The following is a 16,680-nucleotide window of genomic DNA, read 5'->3' on the forward strand; positions in this document are numbered from 1 at the left end:
TTACGCAGACCTTCATATGGACGCCCTCAAGATCCAACACTACGGCGACGCGCTCTACGAATCGCTGCGCTCGCGCACACCGGTGGAGCCGCTGACTGACCGCGAACCCGGCATCACCATCGACGACGCCTACCAGATTCAACTGCGCATGATCAGCCGCCGCATCGAAGCCGGCGAAACCGTGATCGGCAAGAAGATCGGCGTGACCAGCCAGATCGTGATGGACATGCTTGGCGTGAACCAGCCCGACTTCGGCCATCTGCTCTCGGGCATGGTTTTCAACGAGGGCGAGCCGGTCGACACCGGCAAGATGATCGCTCCGAAGGCCGAGGCCGAGGTGGCCTTCGTGCTCTCGCGCGACCTGTGCGGCCCCGGCGTGACGGCGGCCGATGTGCTGCGCGCAACCGACTGCGTGATGCCATGTTTCGAGATCGTCGATTCGCGCATCCGCGACTGGAAGATCAAGATCCAGGACACCGTGGCCGACAACGCCTCGTGCGGTGTCTTCACGCTCGGCGGCACACGCCGCAGCCCGCGCGATCTTGATCTGGCGCTGGCCGGCATGGTGCTGGAGAAGAACGGCGAGATCGTGAGCACCTCGTGCGGCGCCTCCGTCCAGGGCTCGCCGGTGAACGCTGTGGCGTGGCTGGCGAATACGCTGGGGCGGCTTGGCATCGCGCTCAAGGCCGGCGATGTGATCTTGTCGGGTTCGCAATCGCCGCTCGTGCCTGTCAAGCCGGGTGACAGCCTTCACTGCAGCGTGGGCGGCCTCGGTAGCACCTCGGTGCGCTTCATCTGACACCCAATCGAGCATCGAGGAGACACACACCATGGCACTGAATCGCCAAACCATTGAAGCGCTGGCTGCGCATGTGGAATCTGCGCAGCTGCACGTACGCGACATCACCAAGATCACCGACGAATACCCCGACATGGACTGGGCCGATGCCTACGACATCCAGGACGAGATCCGTCGGCGCAAGGAAGCGCGCGGGCTGAAGATCGTCGGCTTGAAGGCGGGGCTGACCTCCTTCGCGAAGATGAAGCAAATGGGCGTTGAAACGCCGGTCTTCGGCTTCGTGAGCGAGGACATGGCCCGTGCGGAGGGCAGTGAAATTCGCATGTCGGAGCTGATCCACCCCAAGGTGGAAGCCGAGATCTGCATCGTCACCAAGGCTGCGCTGCGTGGTCCGGGCTGCCATGTCGGCAATGTGCTGGCGGCCATTGATTTTGTGATCCCGGCTGTCGAGATCATTGACAGCCGCTACCGCGATTTCAAGTTCGACCTCAAGAGCGTGATTGCCGATAACACGTCGGCCGCGCGCTTCGTGGTCGGTGGCCGTTCCCGCAATCTGGAGGAGCTGGACCTGCGCACCCTGGGCGTGGTGCTGGAGAAGAATGGCCGCGCTGTCGCCATGGCGGCGGGCGCTGCCGTGCTTGGCCACCCGGCGGCCGCCGTAGCCATGATGGCCAACCACCTCGGCGCACGAGGCCAGGAGATCCCGGCTGGCACCTTCATCATGACCGGCGGCGTGACCGAGGCGATTGCGGTGGCAGCAGGCGACAGCGTATGCGTGCGTTTCCAGGATCTGGGCAACGTGTCGATGCGCTTCGTGAATTGAATGCCAAGTTGAACATTGCGTATTGGAGACCGCGACCATGACTCAAAAGATCAAATGCGCCCTGATCGGCCCCGGCAACATCGGCACCGATCTGCTGGCCAAACTGCAGCGCAGCCCCGTGCTCGAACCGGTGTGGATGGTGGGCATCGACCCGGAATCCGACGGGCTCAAGCGTGCCCGCGAGATGGGCATCAAGACCACGGCAGACGGTGTCGACGGCCTGCTTCCGTACGTGCTGGCCGACGGCGTGCAGATTGCCTTCGACGCCACCAGCGCCTATGTGCATGCGGAGAACTCCCGCAAGCTCAATGCGCTGGGCGTGTTGATGATTGACCTCACACCTGCGGCCATCGGCCCGTATTGCGTGCCGCCGGTCAACCTGAAAGAGCACCTCGGCCGCGCCGAGATGAACGTCAACATGGTGACCTGCGGCGGGCAGGCCACCATCCCGATGGTGGCGGCAGTCAGCCGCGTGCAACCCGTGGCGTATGGCGAGATCGTTGCCACGGTGTCGAGCCGGTCGGTGGGGCCGGGCACCCGCAAGAACATCGACGAATTCACGCGCACCACGGCCGGTGCGGTCGAGCGTGTGGGTGGAGCGAAAAAGGGCAAGGCCATCATCGTCATCAACCCCGCCGAGCCACCGCTGATCATGCGCGATACCGTGCATTGCCTGACGGAAACTGAGCCGGATCAGGCGGCCATCACCGCGTCGATCCACGCGATGATCAAAGAGGTGCAGAAGTACGTGCCGGGCTACAAGCTCGTCAACGGCCCGGTGTTTGACGGCAACCGCGTGAGCGTGTTCCTGGAGGTGGAGGGTCTGGGCGATTACCTGCCCAAGTACGCCGGCAACCTCGACATCATGACCGCCGCCGCCGCGCGCACTGCCGAGATGTTCGCCGAGGAAATCCTCAAGGGTGAACTGACCCTGCGCGCCACCTCGGCCGCCCCCGCCACTGAAACCGCCTGACGAGGAGCCTCACATGACTACGCTGCAAGGCAAGAGCATTACCGTTCACGACATGACGTTGCGCGACGGCATGCACCCCAAGCGCCACCTGATGACGCTTGAGCAGATGCGCTCCATTGCGCAGGGGTTGGACGCCGCCGGCGTTCCCCTGATTGAAGTCACCCATGGCGACGGCCTGGGCGGCTCATCGCTCAATTACGGTTTTCCCGCGCACAGCGACGAGGAATACCTGGGTGCTGTTATCCCGCTCATGAAGCAAGCCAAGGTGTCGGCGCTGCTGCTGCCCGGTATTGGCACGGTTGACCATCTCAAGATGGCGCGTGAGCTTGGTGTGCATACGATCCGTGTGGCCACGCACTGCACCGAAGCCGATGTCTCGGAGCAGCACATCAGCTACGCGCGCAAGCTCGACATGGACACCGTCGGCTTTCTGATGATGGCGCATATGAACAGCCCCGAAGGCTTGGTCAAGCAAGCCAAGCTGATGGAGAGCTACGGCGCCAATTGCATCTACATCACCGACTCAGCCGGCTACATGCTGCCCGATGACGTGAAGGCGCGCCTTGCTGCCGTGCGCGACGCGCTCAAGCCTGAGACCGAACTGGGTTTCCATGGCCACCACAACCTGGCCATGGGTATCGCCAACTCCATTACCGCGATCGAATGCGGTGCCACGCGCATCGATGCGGCTGCAGCGGGGCTGGGAGCCGGTGCAGGCAATACGCCAATGGAGGTGCTGGTGGCGGTGTGCGACCGCATGGGCATCAAGACCGGCGTGGATGTTTGGAAGATTCAGGACGTGGCTGAAGACCTTGTGGTGCCCATCATGGATTTCCCCATCCGCATCGACCGCGACGCGCTCACGCTCGGCTATGCCGGTGTGTACGGCAGCTTCCTGCTGTTCGCCAAACGTGCAGAAAAGAAGTACGGCGTACCGGCCCGTGATCTGCTGGTCGAACTGGGCCGGCGCGGCATGGTGGGCGGTCAGGAAGACATGATCGAGGACACGGCACTCACCATGGCTCGTCAGCGCGGCATCCTTGCAGCGCAGGCGGCCTGAGTATCGCTGGCCATTGCAAATACCAAGGAGGAAAGCTATGCCTTTTGCGCAGATCTACATGATCGAAGGTCGCACGACCGAACAGAAGCGCGCCGTGATCGACAAGGTCACGGCCGCCCTTGTCGAGGCGACTGGTGCTCCGAAGGAGAACGTCCGCGTATGGATTCACGATGTGCCAAAGGAGAACTGGGGCATTGCGGGCGTGTCGGCGAAGGATCTTGGGCGGTAGCTCAACTGTCTTCGGCCCCACGATTTGGCAGCCGCAGCAAAAAGAGCACGTCACGACGACGAGAACCGGAACTGGTCTTTCTACCGTGACCATCGAGAGCCGAGTGAAGGTGATTGTGAGAGCGATTTCACTGGCGAAATTATCGATGGCAGACAGGGCGGAGCGTTGACGGGCGATCTGGCGAGAATGACCGCTACCCGTCGCTCGCGGCTCCGGCCGCGATGGATATGAAAAAACCCCGGCAGCTTCGGCTGACCGGGGTTTTTTTATTTCAAGCCGCAACCGACCGTCTGCAGATGCTCGCAGGCTTGACCGGTTCGTACTCTCAAAAGGGCGGGCGAGCCCCAGCAAGCCCCAACGCCGATGCTGCAACAAGGGCGCCGCGGCCCATGCGCTGGGCCTCGCCCATCGATCAGCGGGGTTGCTTGGGATGTTCTGGCGAGTCCGTCGTGCTCGTTGCGGAATGCTTGGGGGCTGCGGCGCGCGCGGACAGGGCACGCAAAAACTCACGCGCAGCGCCAACACCTTTCTCATATTCGATGAGCGAATCGCCCGCCGGGGAATCGACGGATTGGGAGATCGAGCGGGTCACGGCATTCCTCTTCATCTGATGAACGGAACCGCGCCCAACCCTTGGGGGAGGGGTGGGCGAGCACAGGCAAGGTGGAAAACCGAGGTACAGCGATCGGCACGGCCGAAGCCGTTCAAGCCTGGCTCGCCCCAAGAGGGAGACGAAGCCAAGCCATAGTGTTTGAGGACAAGCACCTATGCTCGGCGCTTGCCCGCTATACCCAAGGTTTCCACACCTCGATCGCTTCCTCTATGGCACTGAAAGCGACGGCGCAGAGTGTACCGATGGCCGCTTCGTCTGAGCAGGGGCGAAACTATAAATCAGAATTTGCTGACGACCGCGCCAACCCCATGGTGACGCGGCTGTGCGGTGGTCCACACGGGCCAGATCCACGAATCTTTACGGTTTTGGCTTGCCGGCGGTGCTTGATGACCATCAAGAAACAGCAGCAACGGTTTGTCACTCCTTCCATCCGTGACTAGACTGGATCACATGTGACTTTCTGTGCCACTGGCGGGACCCCCTGCAAGTGGCACCGACGCGCGCCAAGTCTCGTCCGCCCGTGAGCCCCAACGACCGCCGACTCGTCCGCCATCTGCTCATCGTCGTCGCCATCAAGCTGGTGGTGCTGAGCGCGCTGTGGTGGGTATTCGTGCGAGATCACCGGGTGCCGGTCGACGCCGAGCGGGCCGCTGATCGCCTGATCGTGACACCGTCAGCAGCGCAGGGAGGGCAACCGTGATTTCCGAGCATCTCGTCGATCTGTCCAGGCTGCAGTTCGCAGCCACGGCGATGTACCACTTCCTGTTCGTGCCGCTTACGCTGGGCATGGTCTGGCTGCTGGTCATCATGGAAAGCGTCTACGTGATGACCAACAAGGTCATCTGGAAAGACATGACGCGCTTCTGGGGCAAGCTGTTCGGCATCAACTTTGCGCTGGGCGTGACGACGGGCATCACGCTCGAATTCCAGTTCGGCACCAACTGGGCGTATTACTCGCACTACGTGGGCGATGTCTTTGGCGCGCCGCTGGCCATTGAAGGGCTGATGGCGTTCTTTCTGGAATCCACCTTTATCGGCCTGTTCTTCTTCGGGTGGGATCGCCTTTCCAAGACGCAGCACTTGCTGGTGACGACGCTGATGGCGATCGGCACCAATCTTTCCGCGCTGTGGATTCTGATCGCCAACGGCTGGATGCAGAACCCCGTCGGCGCCGAATTCAACTGGCAGACCATGCGTATGGAGATGCACGACTTCTGGGCCGTGGTCTTCAATCCCATCGCGCAGGCCAAGTTCGTGCACACCGTGTCGGCGGGTTACGTGACGGGCGCGATGTTCGTGCTGTCGATTTCGAGCTGGTACTTGCTGCGCGGCCGCGATGTGGAATTCGCGCGGCGCAGCTTTCGCGTGGCGGCGGCGTTCGGCCTGGCCAGCGTGTGCTCCGTGATCGTGCTGGGCGATGAGTCCGGCTATACCGTGGGCGAAGCGCAGCAAACCAAGATGGCCGCCATCGAGGCCATGTGGGAGACCGAGCCCGCGCCGGCCAGCTTCAACGTGATTGCGTCGATCAACCAGCGCGAGCAGAAGAACGACTGGGCGGTCGAGATTCCGTGGGTGATGGGGTTGATCGGCACGCGCTCGGTGTCCAAGCAGATTCCGGGCATCCACGAGATCAAGGCGCGCAATCGTGGCCGAATCATGAGCGGTATCGAAGCTGTGGCCGCGCTGGAGACGGTGCGCCAGCACCCCGGCGATGCGGCGGCGCTCCAGACCCTGCAGATCCATCAGCAAGACTTGGGCTTTGGCCTGCTGCTCAAGAAGTACGTGACCGACGTGCGGCAAGCCACGCCCGAAATGATCGACAAGGCTGTCGACGATACCGTGCCGCGCGTATGGCCGATGTTCTGGGGCTTTCGTGTGATGGTCGGGCTGGGCTTCCTGATGCTGGCGCTGTTTGGCCTGTCGTTCTGGAGCACGTTGCGGCCGCAGCGCAAGGCACCGGCATGGCTGCTGCGCTGGGCGCTGTGGATGCTGCCCGCCCCATGGATCGCCATTGAACTGGGTTGGGTGGTGGCGGAGTACGGGCGTCAGCCGTGGACCATCTACGGCGTGCTGCCCACGCATCTGAGCGTGTCGACGTTGAGCGAGGCCAGCCTGTATGGGTCGCTCGCGGGCTTCATCGGTTTCTACACGCTGCTGCTGATCGTTGAGATGTACTTGATGATCCGGTTCGCGCGCCAGGGGCCGGGCAGCCTCGGCACTGGCCGCTACGATTTCGAAGCCGCCCACGCCTGAGGAGAACGCCATGTTCGATTACCCAACCCTCAAGGTCATCTGGTGGCTGCTCATCGGCGTGTTGCTGATCGGCTTTGCCATCATGGACGGACACGACATGGGCGTCGGCACGCTGCTGCCCTTTGTCGGCAAGACCGACGACGAGCGCCGCGTGATGATCAACACCATCGGCCCGCACTGGGACGGCAACCAGGTCTGGTTTATCACGGGCGGTGGCGCCATCTTTGCCGCATGGCCGCTGGTCTATGCCACCGCGTTCAGCGGGTTCTACTGGGCGATGCTGGCGGTGCTGTGGGCGCTGTTTTTCCGGCCGGTCGGGTTTGACTACCGGAGCAAGATCCACAACGCCACGTGGCGCAAAGTGTGGGACGTGGGTCTCTTCATCGGGGGCGCGGTGCCGCCGCTCATCTTTGGCGTGGCGTTCGGCAACCTGCTGCAGGGCGTGCCGTTCCACTTCGACAATTTCATGGTGGTGACGTACACCGGCACGTTCTGGCAACTGCTGAATCCGTTTGCCATCCTGACGGGCGTGGTGTCGAGCGCGATGATCACCATGCATGGCGGCATCTACCTCGCCCACCGGACGGAGGGCGTTGTCCAACAGCGCGCCACCAATGCTGCCACTGGCGCGGCTATCGTCGCGGTGGTGGCGTTTATTGCGGCCGGCGCGTGGTTGTATGCAGGGAGCATCGAAGGCTACATCATCACCTCGGCCATCGACCCTGCTGGGCTTGCCAACCCGATGGCCAAGACCGTCGCGCGCACGGCTGACGCATGGTGGCGAAACTATCAGAAGCAGCCGTTGCTTTGGGCGTTGCCGGCAATCGGCGTGATTGGCCCGCTGCTGGCCGTCGTGCTGTCGCGGGCGGGGCGCACGCTTGCCGCGTTCGCGCTGTCGTCGCTGGGGCTGGCGGGCATCGTCGCGACGGCCGGGGCATCGATGTTCCCGTTCGTGCTGCCTTCGTCGAGCATGCCAGGCGCCAGCCTCACGGTGTGGGACAGCGTTTCCAGCCACTTCACGCTGGGCCTGATGTTCTGGGCGGCGATCATCTTCACGCCCATCGTCATCGCCTACACAAGCTGGTGCTACCGTGTGATGCGCGGCAAGGTGACGGTCGAGCACATCCGCGCCAACGAGCACTCGGCTTACTAACCGCGGCACAGGAGAGCAAATCCATGTGGTACTTCAGTTGGGTCCTGGGTGTCGGCTTTGCTGTGCTGCTGGCGGTGCTCAATGCAATGTGGGGTGAGGTGAGCGACGACCGCGCCGCCAATGCGAACAATCCGAACCCGGACCGCGAATGAGCACAGCGAACGTGAGCACCACCGACAAGCCGCGCATCCACGCCGCCAGCCTGGCAGCCGGGTTGCTCGTGATGGCGGTGGGCACGGTGTATCCGTACATCCTCGCCAATCGCGACGGGCATGCCGACCACGGTCTTGCCGTGCTGCTGTTTTGGGCGATGAGCGCGGGGCTGGTGCGGGGTGTGGGGTTTGTTCCGCGCAACAAGGTCTGGCGCGTGCTGTTTTCCGGGTGGGCGTGCGCGCTGGCCCTGACGCTGTTCGGGTTGCTGCGCGCCTTTGGGTAGCGCCTTAGAGTCGCTAACAAAACCTTCCTGGCGTCGTTGCTCCTCCTTGCCGTACCTTTGTACTGTCTGCGTCGTCGCGCCTAGCCAGGATCGCTGCGCTAGGTTTGGTTAGCGACTCTTAGCGCGGCAGCCGGGTGGTACCGGTCGGCGGCGGCTCAGGTGATCGCCCGCGCAGCGCATCTCGCAGGCGCCGCACGCCGCGCCACAGCTTGGGCAGTAACCACACCGATACCAACAGCAGCAGCCCCAGCACCACCAAGAACGCAACTGGCAGGAAAAATGCCATCAGCAAACCACCGCTGGCGGCCACGTCTTCACTGAACGACGCCACCCAGTTCGAGAACGGTTCCGGCGACGTGTTGATCAGCGCGCGCGTGCCGGCCTTGGTGGCATGTGCTGTGCCGGCCAGCGTCCCGCCAATCAATCCCGCAGCCACCATCCATTGCGGATCGAGCTGCCCGAACGCGGCCGCAGCCAGAATTGCGCCCGCAGGCACGCGGATGAAAGTCTGAATGCCATCCCACACGGAATCGAAACCGGGAATCTTGTCGGCGAGAAATTCCGCCACGGCCAGCACGCCGGCCAGGCCGATCACCCACCACGATTCCAGCATCTGCAGGCCCGGCGGCAAATGCAGCCAGCCCGTGCGGCCAAGCACGCCGGCGGCAAATACGGCCAGATAGAGGCGGAATCCGCTGGTCCAGGACAGCCCGGCGGCCAGCGCGGCGGTTTCCAGCATGTGGCTCCTTGGGGCGGAAAGGGTAGGCGAACGGCCAGTCGATATTGCAGTGTAGTGCGCGCTCGCCGACGCCGCGGCTTAAAGCAGTGATTTGCCCTGCGACAGGATCTTGTCGCAAGCCTGCCGGGTGATCTGCGACTTGATGCTGCTCAGGTCGAATGCGTTGCCATCCGAGCCGGTCAGGATGCCTTTTGTGCCGTCGGTGTAACCCGGGTTGGACGCTGGCGCACCGCCCAGCTTGCCGAGCAGCTTGTCCTTGACCGACGCCGCATCGGTCGCGCCGCCCAGGTAATTGTTCTTCATGCAGAATTCCAGCACGCCAGCTACATTGCCGGTGCTCCCCGACGTCAGTGACCCGAGCGACGGCACACCGCCCAGGCTGCCGATGCTGCCAAGGCCGCCTGTGGCGCCCTGGCTGTTGCCCTGCGTGGCCCCCTTGATGAGGTCGCCAAGCTGGGCGCGGGCGGCAGCAGGAAGTAGCACGGCAATCAGCAGCGTGGCCGTGGCGGCGGTGCGGGGCAGAGAATGTTTCATGGGCGGGGGCCTCCTTGAAATGACACGGGGATCATCCATGCCGTAGCGCACAACCCGCTGAAATGAAGTATTGCGCGCGGCGAGATATCTCCGGCATTGTCTCGCGCCGAGGCAACAAAAAACCCGGCATGTCGCCGGGTTTTTTGCATTTGGACACCGTCGCCATCCGGCGGGGTGCCGCGCAACGCCAATCAGGCAGCCTGGATGTTGGTGGCCTGCTTGCCCTTCGGGCCTTGCGTCACTTCAAACGAGACGCGCTGATTTTCCTTGAGCGTCTTGAAGCCAGCCATTTGGATGGCCGAGAAATGCGCAAACAGCTCTTCGCCGCCTTCGTCAGGCGAGATGAAACCGAAACCCTTGGCGTCGTTAAACCATTTGACCGTACCGAGTGCCATGAAAACCCCTCCGTTAAAACACAAGTCCGAGCCGGGAGGTATGCCTGTCGGGGCAGTGCAGAGCGGTACCGCGCAGTCATCGCCCGGCCGCCGGCCTGCACGGCACGACGAATGGCGCGGGTGGAACCGCGCCGCAAGCGATCGGTCTTCTTGTGGCAAACGCCACAGCCTGAAGCGGTTGTCGATCTGTTGTCGACTGGTGTGAGGCCTCCCGGGCTCACCATTCATGCGGCTCGCTGCCAACGGTTTGCGGGGCAGTAGGGCGCACATGCTGAATTCGATTGTTCGAGGATTGTAAGAGACTGTCAAGGCCACAAAGGGTGGGTTTGTGGCGAAAAACGGTCAGTTTCTGAAGAGGTTTTGCTCGAAATCCAGCCGATCGCCTCCAAGTACGGAAAACGATTGGCATCTCAGGCGCGGAGCTTGCGCCGGTTCCAGCCAACGCAGGGGCGGTAAAACGCCTCGCGCCCGAGGGCTGACGGACGCACGCTCCCCGGGCCAAACCGTTTGTAGACCTTGAAGTCGGTGTTATTTCCCCAAATTGCGAACTCGAAAGGAGTGGTTAGAATAAGACCATGGCAATCCGGCAAGCGACCACTCCACAACACGATGCAGGCACCGTCCTCGAGCGGAAAGAGCAAGCGCTCAAACCGCCCGCGATGTACAAGGTGCTGCTGCTCAACGACGACTACACCCCGATGGAATTCGTCGTGATGATTCTTCAGCAGTATTTCAGCAAAGACCGGGAGACCGCCACACAGATCATGCTGACTGTGCATCGGGAAGGTAGGGGCGTGTGCGGTATCTACACACGGGATATCGCCGCGACGAAAGTGGAATTAGTGTCAACCCATGCACGGCAAGCGGGGCATCCGCTGCAGTGCGTGATGGAGGAAGCATGATCGCGCAAGAACTGGAAGTCAGCCTGCACATGGCGTTTGTCGAAGCCCGGCAGGCTCGCCACGAATTCATTACGGTGGAGCATCTGCTGCTTGCGCTGCTGGACAATCCGACGGCCGCGGAGGTGCTGCGCGCCTGCGCCGCCAATATCGAAGACCTTCGCACGCATCTGAAGAACTTCATCGCCGACAACACGCCTGTGGTGCCCGGCACGGACGAGGTGGACACGCAACCCACGCTGGGTTTCCAGCGTGTGATCCAGCGCGCCATCATGCACGTGCAATCCACGTCCAACGGCAAGAAGGAAGTGACGGGCGCGAACGTGCTGGTCGCCATCTTCGGCGAGAAGGATTCGCACGCGGTGTACTACCTGCAGCAGCAGGGCGTGACCCGGCTGGACGTCGTGAACTTCATCAGCCACGGCATCCGCAAGGACCAGGCTGAGCCTGCCAAGCAGGGCGAAGGCAACCCCGAAGGCGAAGGCGGCGACGGCAAGGAAAGCCCGCTGGAGCAGTTCACCCAGAACCTGAACGCGCTGGCCAAGGCCGGCAAGATCGATCCGCTGATCGGCCGTGAGCAGGAAGTCGAGCGCGTGGTGCAGGTGCTGTGCCGCCGCCGCAAGAACAACCCGCTGCTGGTGGGCGAGGCCGGTGTCGGCAAGACGGCCATCGCTGAAGGCCTGGCATGGCGCATCACGAAAGGCGAAGTGCCGGACATCCTCGCGAAGTCCGTCGTCTATTCGCTCGACATGGGCGCGCTGCTGGCCGGCACCAAATACCGCGGTGACTTCGAGCAACGCCTGAAGGGCGTGCTGAAGTCGCTCAAGGACAACCCGAACGCGATCCTGTTCATCGACGAGATCCATACGCTGATCGGCGCAGGCGCCGCTTCGGGCGGCACGCTGGACGCAAGCAACCTGCTCAAGCCGGCGCTGTCGTCGGGCGCGCTCAAGTGCATCGGTGCGACGACGTTCACGGAATATCGCGGCATCTTTGAGAAAGACGCAGCGCTGTCGCGCCGCTTCCAGAAGATCGACGTGGTGGAGCCGACGGTTGATCAGACCGTGCAGATTTTGCGCGGCCTGAAGTCCCGTTTTGAAGAGCACCACGGCGTGAAGTACGCATCGTCGGCGTTGACTGCGGCGGCTGAGCTGTCGGCGCGCTTCATCACCGACCGCCATTTGCCGGACAAGGCGATCGACGTGATCGACGAAGCCGGTGCCGCGCAGCGCATCCTGCCGAAGTCGAAGCAGAAGAAGACCATCGGCAAGGCGGACATCGAAGACATCGTTTCGCGTATTGCCCGCATTCCGCCGCAAAGCGTGTCGCAGGACGACCGCAGCAAGCTGCAGACGCTGGAGCGCGACCTGAAGTCGGTCGTGTTCGGACAAGACCCGGCGATCGACGCGCTGGCCTCGGCCATCAAGATGTCGCGTGCCGGCCTGGGCAAGACGGACAAGCCGATCGGCTCGTTCCTGTTCAGCGGCCCGACGGGCGTGGGCAAGACGGAAGTTGCCAAGCAGCTCGCGTTCATCCTGGGCATCGAGCTGATCCGCTTTGACATGTCGGAGTACATGGAGCGCCATGCGGTGAGTCGGTTGATCGGCGCGCCTCCAGGCTACGTGGGCTTCGATCAGGGCGGTCTGCTGACGGAAGCCGTGACCAAGAAGCCGCACTGCGTGCTGCTGCTGGACGAGATCGAGAAGGCGCACCCGGACATCTTCAACATCCTGCTGCAGGTGATGGACCACGGCGCGCTGACGGACAACAACGGCCGCAAGGCGGATTTCCGCAACGTGATCATCATCATGACGACCAATGCGGGCGCCGAGACGATGAACAAGGCAACGATCGGTTTCACCACGACGCGCGAACAGGGCGACGAGATGGCCGACATCAAGCGCATGTTCACGCCGGAGTTCCGCAACCGTCTGGATGCGACCATCAGCTTCCGCTCGCTCGATGAGGAAATCATCATGCGCGTGGTCGACAAGTTCCTCATGCAGCTGGAAGAGCAACTGCACGAGAAGAAGGTGGATGCCATCTTCACCGAGAAGCTGCGTCGCTTCCTGGCGAAGAAGGGCTTCGACCCACTGATGGGTGCACGTCCGATGCAACGGTTGATTCAAGACCTGATCCGCAAGGCGCTGGCCGACGAACTGCTGTTCGGCAAGTTGACCAATGGGGGCAAGGTGATCGTGGACCTGGACGATGCCGACGCGGTAAAGCTGGAGTTCTCCGAGAACGAGGCGCCGCCGGCACCCGCTCAGGAAGAAGCCGAAGCCTGACAAGGCTGTCTGTTGCTGCAAATAAAAAGGCCCGGAATTTCCGGGCCTTTTTCTTATGCGCGGGCGATGTTGTCAGTGGCGCCCCGTGCTACCGAAACCACCCGCGCCACGCTCGCTCTCGGCAAAGTCGTCGACGATGTTCAGCTCGGCTTGCACCACCGGCACGATCACCAATTGTGCGAGGCGCTCCATCGGATTGAGCACGAACGCCGTGCTGCCGCGGTTCCATGTGCTGACCATGAGCTGGCCCTGGTAGTCCGAATCGATCAGGCCGACCAGGTTGCCGAGCACGATACCGTGCTTGTGGCCCATGCCAGAGCGCGGCAGGATCAGCGCGGCATAGCCCGAGTCGGCCAGGTGGATGGCCATGCCGGTCGGGACCAGATGCGTGGTGCCGGGCTCGATGGTGAGCGGGGCGTCGATGCAGGCGCGCAGGTCCAGCCCGGCGCTGCCGGTGGTGGCGTACTGCGGGAGCTGTTCGTGCAGGCGGGCGTCGAGGATCTTGACGTCGAGTTTCATGCGGGGCAGGCCGAAGAGGTTGCAGAAGCCGGAGATGGTAGCGCAAACGCCTCCGCCAGCAGCTCATACGAGCGCAGGCGCGCCTTGTAGCTGGGTGCGACGGTCAGCACGATCAGTTCATCGGCGACGAAGCGTTCCTTGAGCGCATGCATCTGCTCGGCCACGGATTCCGGTGTGCCGATGATGCTGCGTGGCCGCTCGCGCATGACGATGGCCTGGTCGCGCTCAGTATAGACGTGGGCTTCGCCTTGTTCGACGGTTGGGATCGGGCCGTTTACGCCCAGCGCCATCTGCACGCGGCGCAGGTCAATCGCGGCTTCATAGCGGCGCGCCTCGGCGTCGGTGTCGGCGGCGATCACGAAGATGGCGGCGGCGCTATATGGGCGCGCATCGTAGCCGGGCTCGAAATCCGTGCGGTACTGCTGGGCAACGATGTGCCCGACGTGCGGGTTGATGAAGTGCGCGAACGCGAAACGGATACCCAGGCGCGCGGCCAGCGCGCCGCCAAAATCGCTGGAGCCGAGCATCCACAACTCGGGTTGGGTATCGATTTCGGGTTGCAACAGAACGCCGGCTGCCGGGTGGTCTGGCGGCAGCGTGCCTGTCAGGTGCCAGATCAGTTCCTGCACCTGCTGCGGGAAGATATCGCCGCGGTTGTAATCGCCCATGGCCACGGCTTGCGCGGTGCGCATGTCGCCGCCGGGTGCGCGGCCGACGCCCAGGTCGATGCGGTTGGGGAACAGCGCTTCCAGCAGGCGGAACTGCTCGGCCAGCTTGAAGGGGCTGTAGTAGGGCAACATCACGCCGCCGGAGCCCACGCGCAGGTGCTTCGTGGCGCTCGCCACACGGGCGATCATCACTTCCGGCGCGGGGTTGCTCACGCCGCGCAGGCCGTGGTGCTCGGCGCACCAGTAGCGCGTGTAGCCGAGCGAATCCGTCAGTTGCGCCAGGTCGACCGTCGCGGCGATGGCATCGCGTGCGCTGTGGCCGTAGATGACGGGGCTTTGGTCCAGGACGGACAGGCGGATTGGCGCGGCACTCATGATCGTGCCCCATGCACGCGGTCGGCGATGGCGGCGACGATCTGGCGCGCGAGCGTCAACTTGTCGGCGCGCGGCAGGCGCGTGATGCCCTTTGCATCGAAGAGTGCGACTTCGTTGTCGTCGCGGCCGAAGGTCTGCTGACCAAGATTGCCGACCAGCAAAGGAATGCCTTTCTTCTTGCGCTTAGCCTCGCCGAACTCTTCCAACCGTTCGGTTTCGGCCGCAAAGCCGACGCAGAAAGGCGCATTCGCCCGGCGCGCCACACCGGCCAGGATGTCCGGGTTCTGTGTGAACGTAAGGGACGGTACGTCGGAATCGTTCTGCTTCTTGAGCTTCTGTTCCGCGGCTTGCGCCACGCGCCAGTCGGCCACCGCCGCAACGGCGATGAAGATGTCGCTCTTGGCACCATCCAGCTCGTGCATGACGGCGTCGTGCATCTGCTGGGCGGTTTGCACGTCGATGCGCAGCACGCCTGCGGGCGTGTCCTGATGGCACGGCCCAGCAACCAGCGTGACTTCTGCACCGGCCTGCGACGCGGCACGTGCCAGCGCAAAACCCATCTTGCCGCTGGACAGGTTCGTGATGCCGCGCACGGGGTCGATCGGCTCGAAGGTCGGGCCGGCCGTCAGCAGTACGCGGTGACCGCGCAGCAGCTTGGGCTGGAAGAAGCCGATGAGCTGCTCGACGATGTCCTCCGGCTCCAGCATGCGGCCGTCGCCGACTTCGCCGCAGGCCTGGTCGCCGGCATCGGGGCCGAGCAGGGTGACGTCATCCGCGCGCAACTGGGCGGCGTTACGCTGCGTGGCGGGTGCGGCCCACATCTGGCGGTTCATCGCGGGCGCGACGAGTAGCGGGCAATCGCGCGCGATGCACAGCGTGGAGAGCAGATCGTCGGCCATGCCGTGCGCGAGCTTGGCCAGAAAGTCGGTGGACGCCGGCGCGATGACGATGGCATCCGCCTCGCGCGACAGGTCGATATGCGGCATGTTGTTGCCGATGCGGCCGTCCCACTGCGACGTGAAGACAGGTCGCCCGGAAAGCGCCTGCATTGTCACCGGCGTGATGAAGTGCGTGGCGGCCTCGGTCATCACCACCTGCACGGTTGCGCCCGCCTTGGTCAAGAGCCGCACCAGCTCGGCCGACTTGTAGCACGCGATGCCACCGGTCAGGCCGAGCACGAAATGTTTGCCTTGCAGTTCCATAACAACCCGCTTGGGAATCCGATTGACGCGATATGCGCGGGCAGGATACAACCCGGTGCCCGGGCTTCCTGCTCAACAGTGGCGATGATACCGGCTTGCCCCGCGGCGCGTCTGGCGCCCGGGTTTTTCCTCAAATGCGCATTCCCGATATGGTTTTCGGTCGTTCAGCAGTTCGCAATGTCCTCGCTTGGATTGGCGGTTGCGCCATCGTTGCGGTGGTGGCCGCTGCCGTGCTCGTCTGCGGGGCGAAGGCATGGCTGCGCGAGGAGCCGAGGCTCGCGCACGCAGACGTGATCGTTGTGCTGGGCGGAGAGTCGGGCCAGCGCGTGATCGGCGCTGCCGAGCTGTATCACGCGGGTGTAGCGCCTCGCGTGTTCGTCAGCGGCCAGGGCGATTGCCTGCTGATCGAGCGCCGCCTTGTGATGGCCGGCGTGCCGGCGGAGCGCATCGGCCACGAATGTGTGTCCGGCAGCACGATGGAAAATGCGCGGATGACGCGCGAGACGCTGGCGGGCCAGCAGGTGCAGAGCGCAATCCTGGTCACGAGCTGGTATCACACCGGCCGGGCGCTGGCGGTGTTCCGCAAGGTGTGGCCGGAAGTCACTTGGGGTGCGCAAGGCGTATTCCCGGGCGACACGCTGGCCAAGTCGATGCCGATCTATGAAGCGGGGTCGATTCTTGCCGAATACGTCAAACGGGCGTGGTACGCCGTGCGCTACTGA

Annotated in this window: 19 protein-coding genes; 13 read left to right on the forward strand and 6 right to left on the reverse strand. The window is 63.4% G+C overall.

Features of this window, described 5'->3' with window-relative positions; translation table 11 throughout:
• The first annotated feature begins 16 nt into the window (after positions 1-16).
• From dmpE to NG898_RS01830, 10 genes are all read left to right on the forward strand, one after another.
• On the forward strand, positions 17-799 hold the full coding sequence (dmpE, locus tag NG898_RS01785) for a 2-oxopent-4-enoate hydratase (protein ID WP_045202774.1): 783 nt from the start codon (positions 17-19) through the stop codon (positions 797-799).
• 31 nt (positions 800-830) lie between these two features.
• Positions 831-1,622, forward strand: coding sequence for a 2-oxo-3-hexenedioate decarboxylase (dmpH, locus tag NG898_RS01790; RefSeq protein ID WP_252690837.1), 792 nt, complete (start codon positions 831-833; stop codon positions 1,620-1,622).
• 37 nt (positions 1,623-1,659) lie between these two features.
• A complete protein-coding gene (locus NG898_RS01795) occupies positions 1,660-2,595 on the forward strand; it encodes an acetaldehyde dehydrogenase (acetylating) (RefSeq protein ID WP_252690838.1) in 936 nt (311 codons plus the stop codon).
• A gap of 13 nt (positions 2,596-2,608) precedes the next feature.
• Positions 2,609-3,655, forward strand: coding sequence for a 4-hydroxy-2-oxovalerate aldolase (dmpG, locus tag NG898_RS01800; protein ID WP_045202777.1), 1,047 nt, complete (start codon positions 2,609-2,611; stop codon positions 3,653-3,655).
• Between the two features lie 19 nt (positions 3,656-3,674).
• Positions 3,675-3,884 (forward strand): 2-hydroxymuconate tautomerase, encoded by a 210-nt coding sequence (locus NG898_RS01805; RefSeq protein WP_260780134.1) that lies wholly within the window; start codon positions 3,675-3,677, stop codon positions 3,882-3,884.
• A gap of 1,133 nt (positions 3,885-5,017) precedes the next feature.
• Positions 5,018-5,197 (forward strand): cytochrome oxidase putative small subunit CydP, encoded by a 180-nt coding sequence (cydP, locus tag NG898_RS01810; protein ID WP_092972754.1) that lies wholly within the window; start codon positions 5,018-5,020, stop codon positions 5,195-5,197.
• Positions 5,194-6,750 carry a cytochrome ubiquinol oxidase subunit I gene (locus NG898_RS01815; RefSeq protein WP_252690839.1) on the forward strand — a complete coding sequence of 519 codons (1,557 nt, stop codon included), beginning with the start codon at positions 5,194-5,196 and terminating at the stop codon, positions 6,748-6,750. The genes cydP and NG898_RS01815 overlap by 4 nt, the downstream gene beginning before the upstream one ends.
• 10 nt (positions 6,751-6,760) lie before the next feature.
• A complete protein-coding gene (gene cydB, locus NG898_RS01820; RefSeq protein ID WP_252690840.1) occupies positions 6,761-7,903 on the forward strand; it encodes a cytochrome d ubiquinol oxidase subunit II in 1,143 nt (380 codons plus the stop codon).
• A 23-nt stretch (positions 7,904-7,926) separates the two neighbouring features.
• Positions 7,927-8,055: a cytochrome bd-I oxidase subunit CydX gene (gene cydX / locus NG898_RS01825; RefSeq protein ID WP_024974957.1), complete on the forward strand. Its 129-nt coding sequence runs from the start codon at positions 7,927-7,929 to the stop codon at positions 8,053-8,055.
• Positions 8,052-8,339: a cyd operon YbgE family protein gene (locus NG898_RS01830; protein WP_252690841.1), complete on the forward strand. Its 288-nt coding sequence runs from the start codon at positions 8,052-8,054 to the stop codon at positions 8,337-8,339. Before cydX ends, NG898_RS01830 begins: the two co-directional genes overlap by 4 nt.
• A gap of 118 nt (positions 8,340-8,457) precedes the next feature.
• Here the strand turns inward: NG898_RS01830 and NG898_RS01835 are convergent, their stop codons facing one another.
• The 3 genes from NG898_RS01835 to NG898_RS01845 all read right to left on the reverse strand — a co-directional run bounded on the left by NG898_RS01835 (position 8,458) and on the right by NG898_RS01845 (position 10,007).
• The gene (locus NG898_RS01835; protein WP_252690842.1) at positions 8,458-9,078 is read right to left on the reverse strand and encodes a DUF4126 domain-containing protein; all 621 of its coding nucleotides are present in this window, start codon (positions 9,076-9,078) and stop codon (positions 8,458-8,460) included.
• 78 nt (positions 9,079-9,156) lie between these two features.
• Positions 9,157-9,612: a YjjA family protein gene (locus NG898_RS01840; RefSeq protein WP_252690843.1), complete on the reverse strand. Its 456-nt coding sequence runs from the start codon at positions 9,610-9,612 to the stop codon at positions 9,157-9,159.
• Between the two features lie 191 nt (positions 9,613-9,803).
• Positions 9,804-10,007: a cold-shock protein gene (locus NG898_RS01845; RefSeq protein WP_004631953.1), complete on the reverse strand. Its 204-nt coding sequence runs from the start codon at positions 10,005-10,007 to the stop codon at positions 9,804-9,806.
• Positions 10,008-10,582: 575 nt separating this feature from the next.
• Here NG898_RS01845 and clpS point away from each other — a divergent pair.
• Positions 10,583-10,909 carry an ATP-dependent Clp protease adapter ClpS gene (clpS, locus tag NG898_RS01850; RefSeq protein ID WP_011002382.1) on the forward strand — a complete coding sequence of 109 codons (327 nt, stop codon included), beginning with the start codon at positions 10,583-10,585 and terminating at the stop codon, positions 10,907-10,909.
• Positions 10,906-13,194 carry an ATP-dependent Clp protease ATP-binding subunit ClpA gene (gene clpA / locus NG898_RS01855; RefSeq protein ID WP_252690844.1) on the forward strand — a complete coding sequence of 763 codons (2,289 nt, stop codon included), beginning with the start codon at positions 10,906-10,908 and terminating at the stop codon, positions 13,192-13,194. The genes clpS and clpA overlap by 4 nt, the downstream gene beginning before the upstream one ends.
• A gap of 72 nt (positions 13,195-13,266) precedes the next feature.
• Here the strand turns inward: clpA and dut are convergent, their stop codons facing one another.
• The 3 genes from dut to coaBC are packed head-to-tail and all read right to left on the reverse strand — an operon-like array spanning position 13,267 to position 15,958.
• Positions 13,267-13,713, reverse strand: a complete 447-nt coding sequence (gene dut / locus NG898_RS01860) for a dUTP diphosphatase (RefSeq protein ID WP_252690845.1) — start codon at positions 13,711-13,713, stop codon at positions 13,267-13,269.
• Entirely contained in the window at positions 13,710-14,756 is a 1,047-nt protein-coding gene (locus NG898_RS01865) for an LLM class flavin-dependent oxidoreductase (protein WP_252690846.1), read from the reverse strand. Before NG898_RS01865 ends, dut begins: the two co-directional genes overlap by 4 nt.
• On the reverse strand, positions 14,753-15,958 hold the full coding sequence (gene coaBC / locus NG898_RS01870; RefSeq protein WP_252690847.1) for a bifunctional phosphopantothenoylcysteine decarboxylase/phosphopantothenate--cysteine ligase CoaBC: 1,206 nt from the start codon (positions 15,956-15,958) through the stop codon (positions 14,753-14,755). The genes NG898_RS01865 and coaBC overlap by 4 nt, the downstream gene beginning before the upstream one ends.
• Positions 15,959-16,107: 149 nt before the next feature.
• On the opposite strand from coaBC, the gene NG898_RS01875 reads away from it, so the two are divergent.
• A complete protein-coding gene (locus tag NG898_RS01875) occupies positions 16,108-16,680 on the forward strand; it encodes a YdcF family protein (RefSeq protein ID WP_252690848.1) in 573 nt (190 codons plus the stop codon).

The sequence above is a fragment of the Ralstonia mojiangensis genome, assembly GCF_023955645.1.
Classification (GTDB): Bacteria; Pseudomonadota; Gammaproteobacteria; order Burkholderiales; family Burkholderiaceae; genus Ralstonia; species Ralstonia mojiangensis.

Coding starts and splice junctions, on each gene's coding strand:
- dmpE (WP_045202774.1), top strand. CDS start 17: ATGGACGCCCTCAAGATCCAACACTACGGCGACGCGCTCTACGAATCG.
- dmpH (WP_252690837.1), top strand. CDS start 831: ATGGCACTGAATCGCCAAACCATTGAAGCGCTGGCTGCGCATGTGGAA.
- NG898_RS01795 (WP_252690838.1), top strand. CDS start 1,660: ATGACTCAAAAGATCAAATGCGCCCTGATCGGCCCCGGCAACATCGGC.
- dmpG (WP_045202777.1), top strand. CDS start 2,609: ATGACTACGCTGCAAGGCAAGAGCATTACCGTTCACGACATGACGTTG.
- cydB (WP_252690840.1), top strand. CDS start 6,761: ATGTTCGATTACCCAACCCTCAAGGTCATCTGGTGGCTGCTCATCGGC.
- cydX (WP_024974957.1), top strand. CDS start 7,927: ATGTGGTACTTCAGTTGGGTCCTGGGTGTCGGCTTTGCTGTGCTGCTG.
- NG898_RS01830 (WP_252690841.1), top strand. CDS start 8,052: ATGAGCACAGCGAACGTGAGCACCACCGACAAGCCGCGCATCCACGCC.
- NG898_RS01835 (WP_252690842.1), bottom strand. CDS start 9,078: ATGCTGGAAACCGCCGCGCTGGCCGCCGGGCTGTCCTGGACCAGCGGA.
- NG898_RS01840 (WP_252690843.1), bottom strand. CDS start 9,612: ATGAAACATTCTCTGCCCCGCACCGCCGCCACGGCCACGCTGCTGATT.
- NG898_RS01845 (WP_004631953.1), bottom strand. CDS start 10,007: ATGGCACTCGGTACGGTCAAATGGTTTAACGACGCCAAGGGTTTCGGT.
- clpS (WP_011002382.1), top strand. CDS start 10,583: ATGGCAATCCGGCAAGCGACCACTCCACAACACGATGCAGGCACCGTC.
- clpA (WP_252690844.1), top strand. CDS start 10,906: ATGATCGCGCAAGAACTGGAAGTCAGCCTGCACATGGCGTTTGTCGAA.
- dut (WP_252690845.1), bottom strand. CDS start 13,713: ATGAAACTCGACGTCAAGATCCTCGACGCCCGCCTGCACGAACAGCTC.
- NG898_RS01865 (WP_252690846.1), bottom strand. CDS start 14,756: ATGAGTGCCGCGCCAATCCGCCTGTCCGTCCTGGACCAAAGCCCCGTC.
- coaBC (WP_252690847.1), bottom strand. CDS start 15,958: ATGGAACTGCAAGGCAAACATTTCGTGCTCGGCCTGACCGGTGGCATC.
- NG898_RS01875 (WP_252690848.1), top strand. CDS start 16,108: ATGGTTTTCGGTCGTTCAGCAGTTCGCAATGTCCTCGCTTGGATTGGC.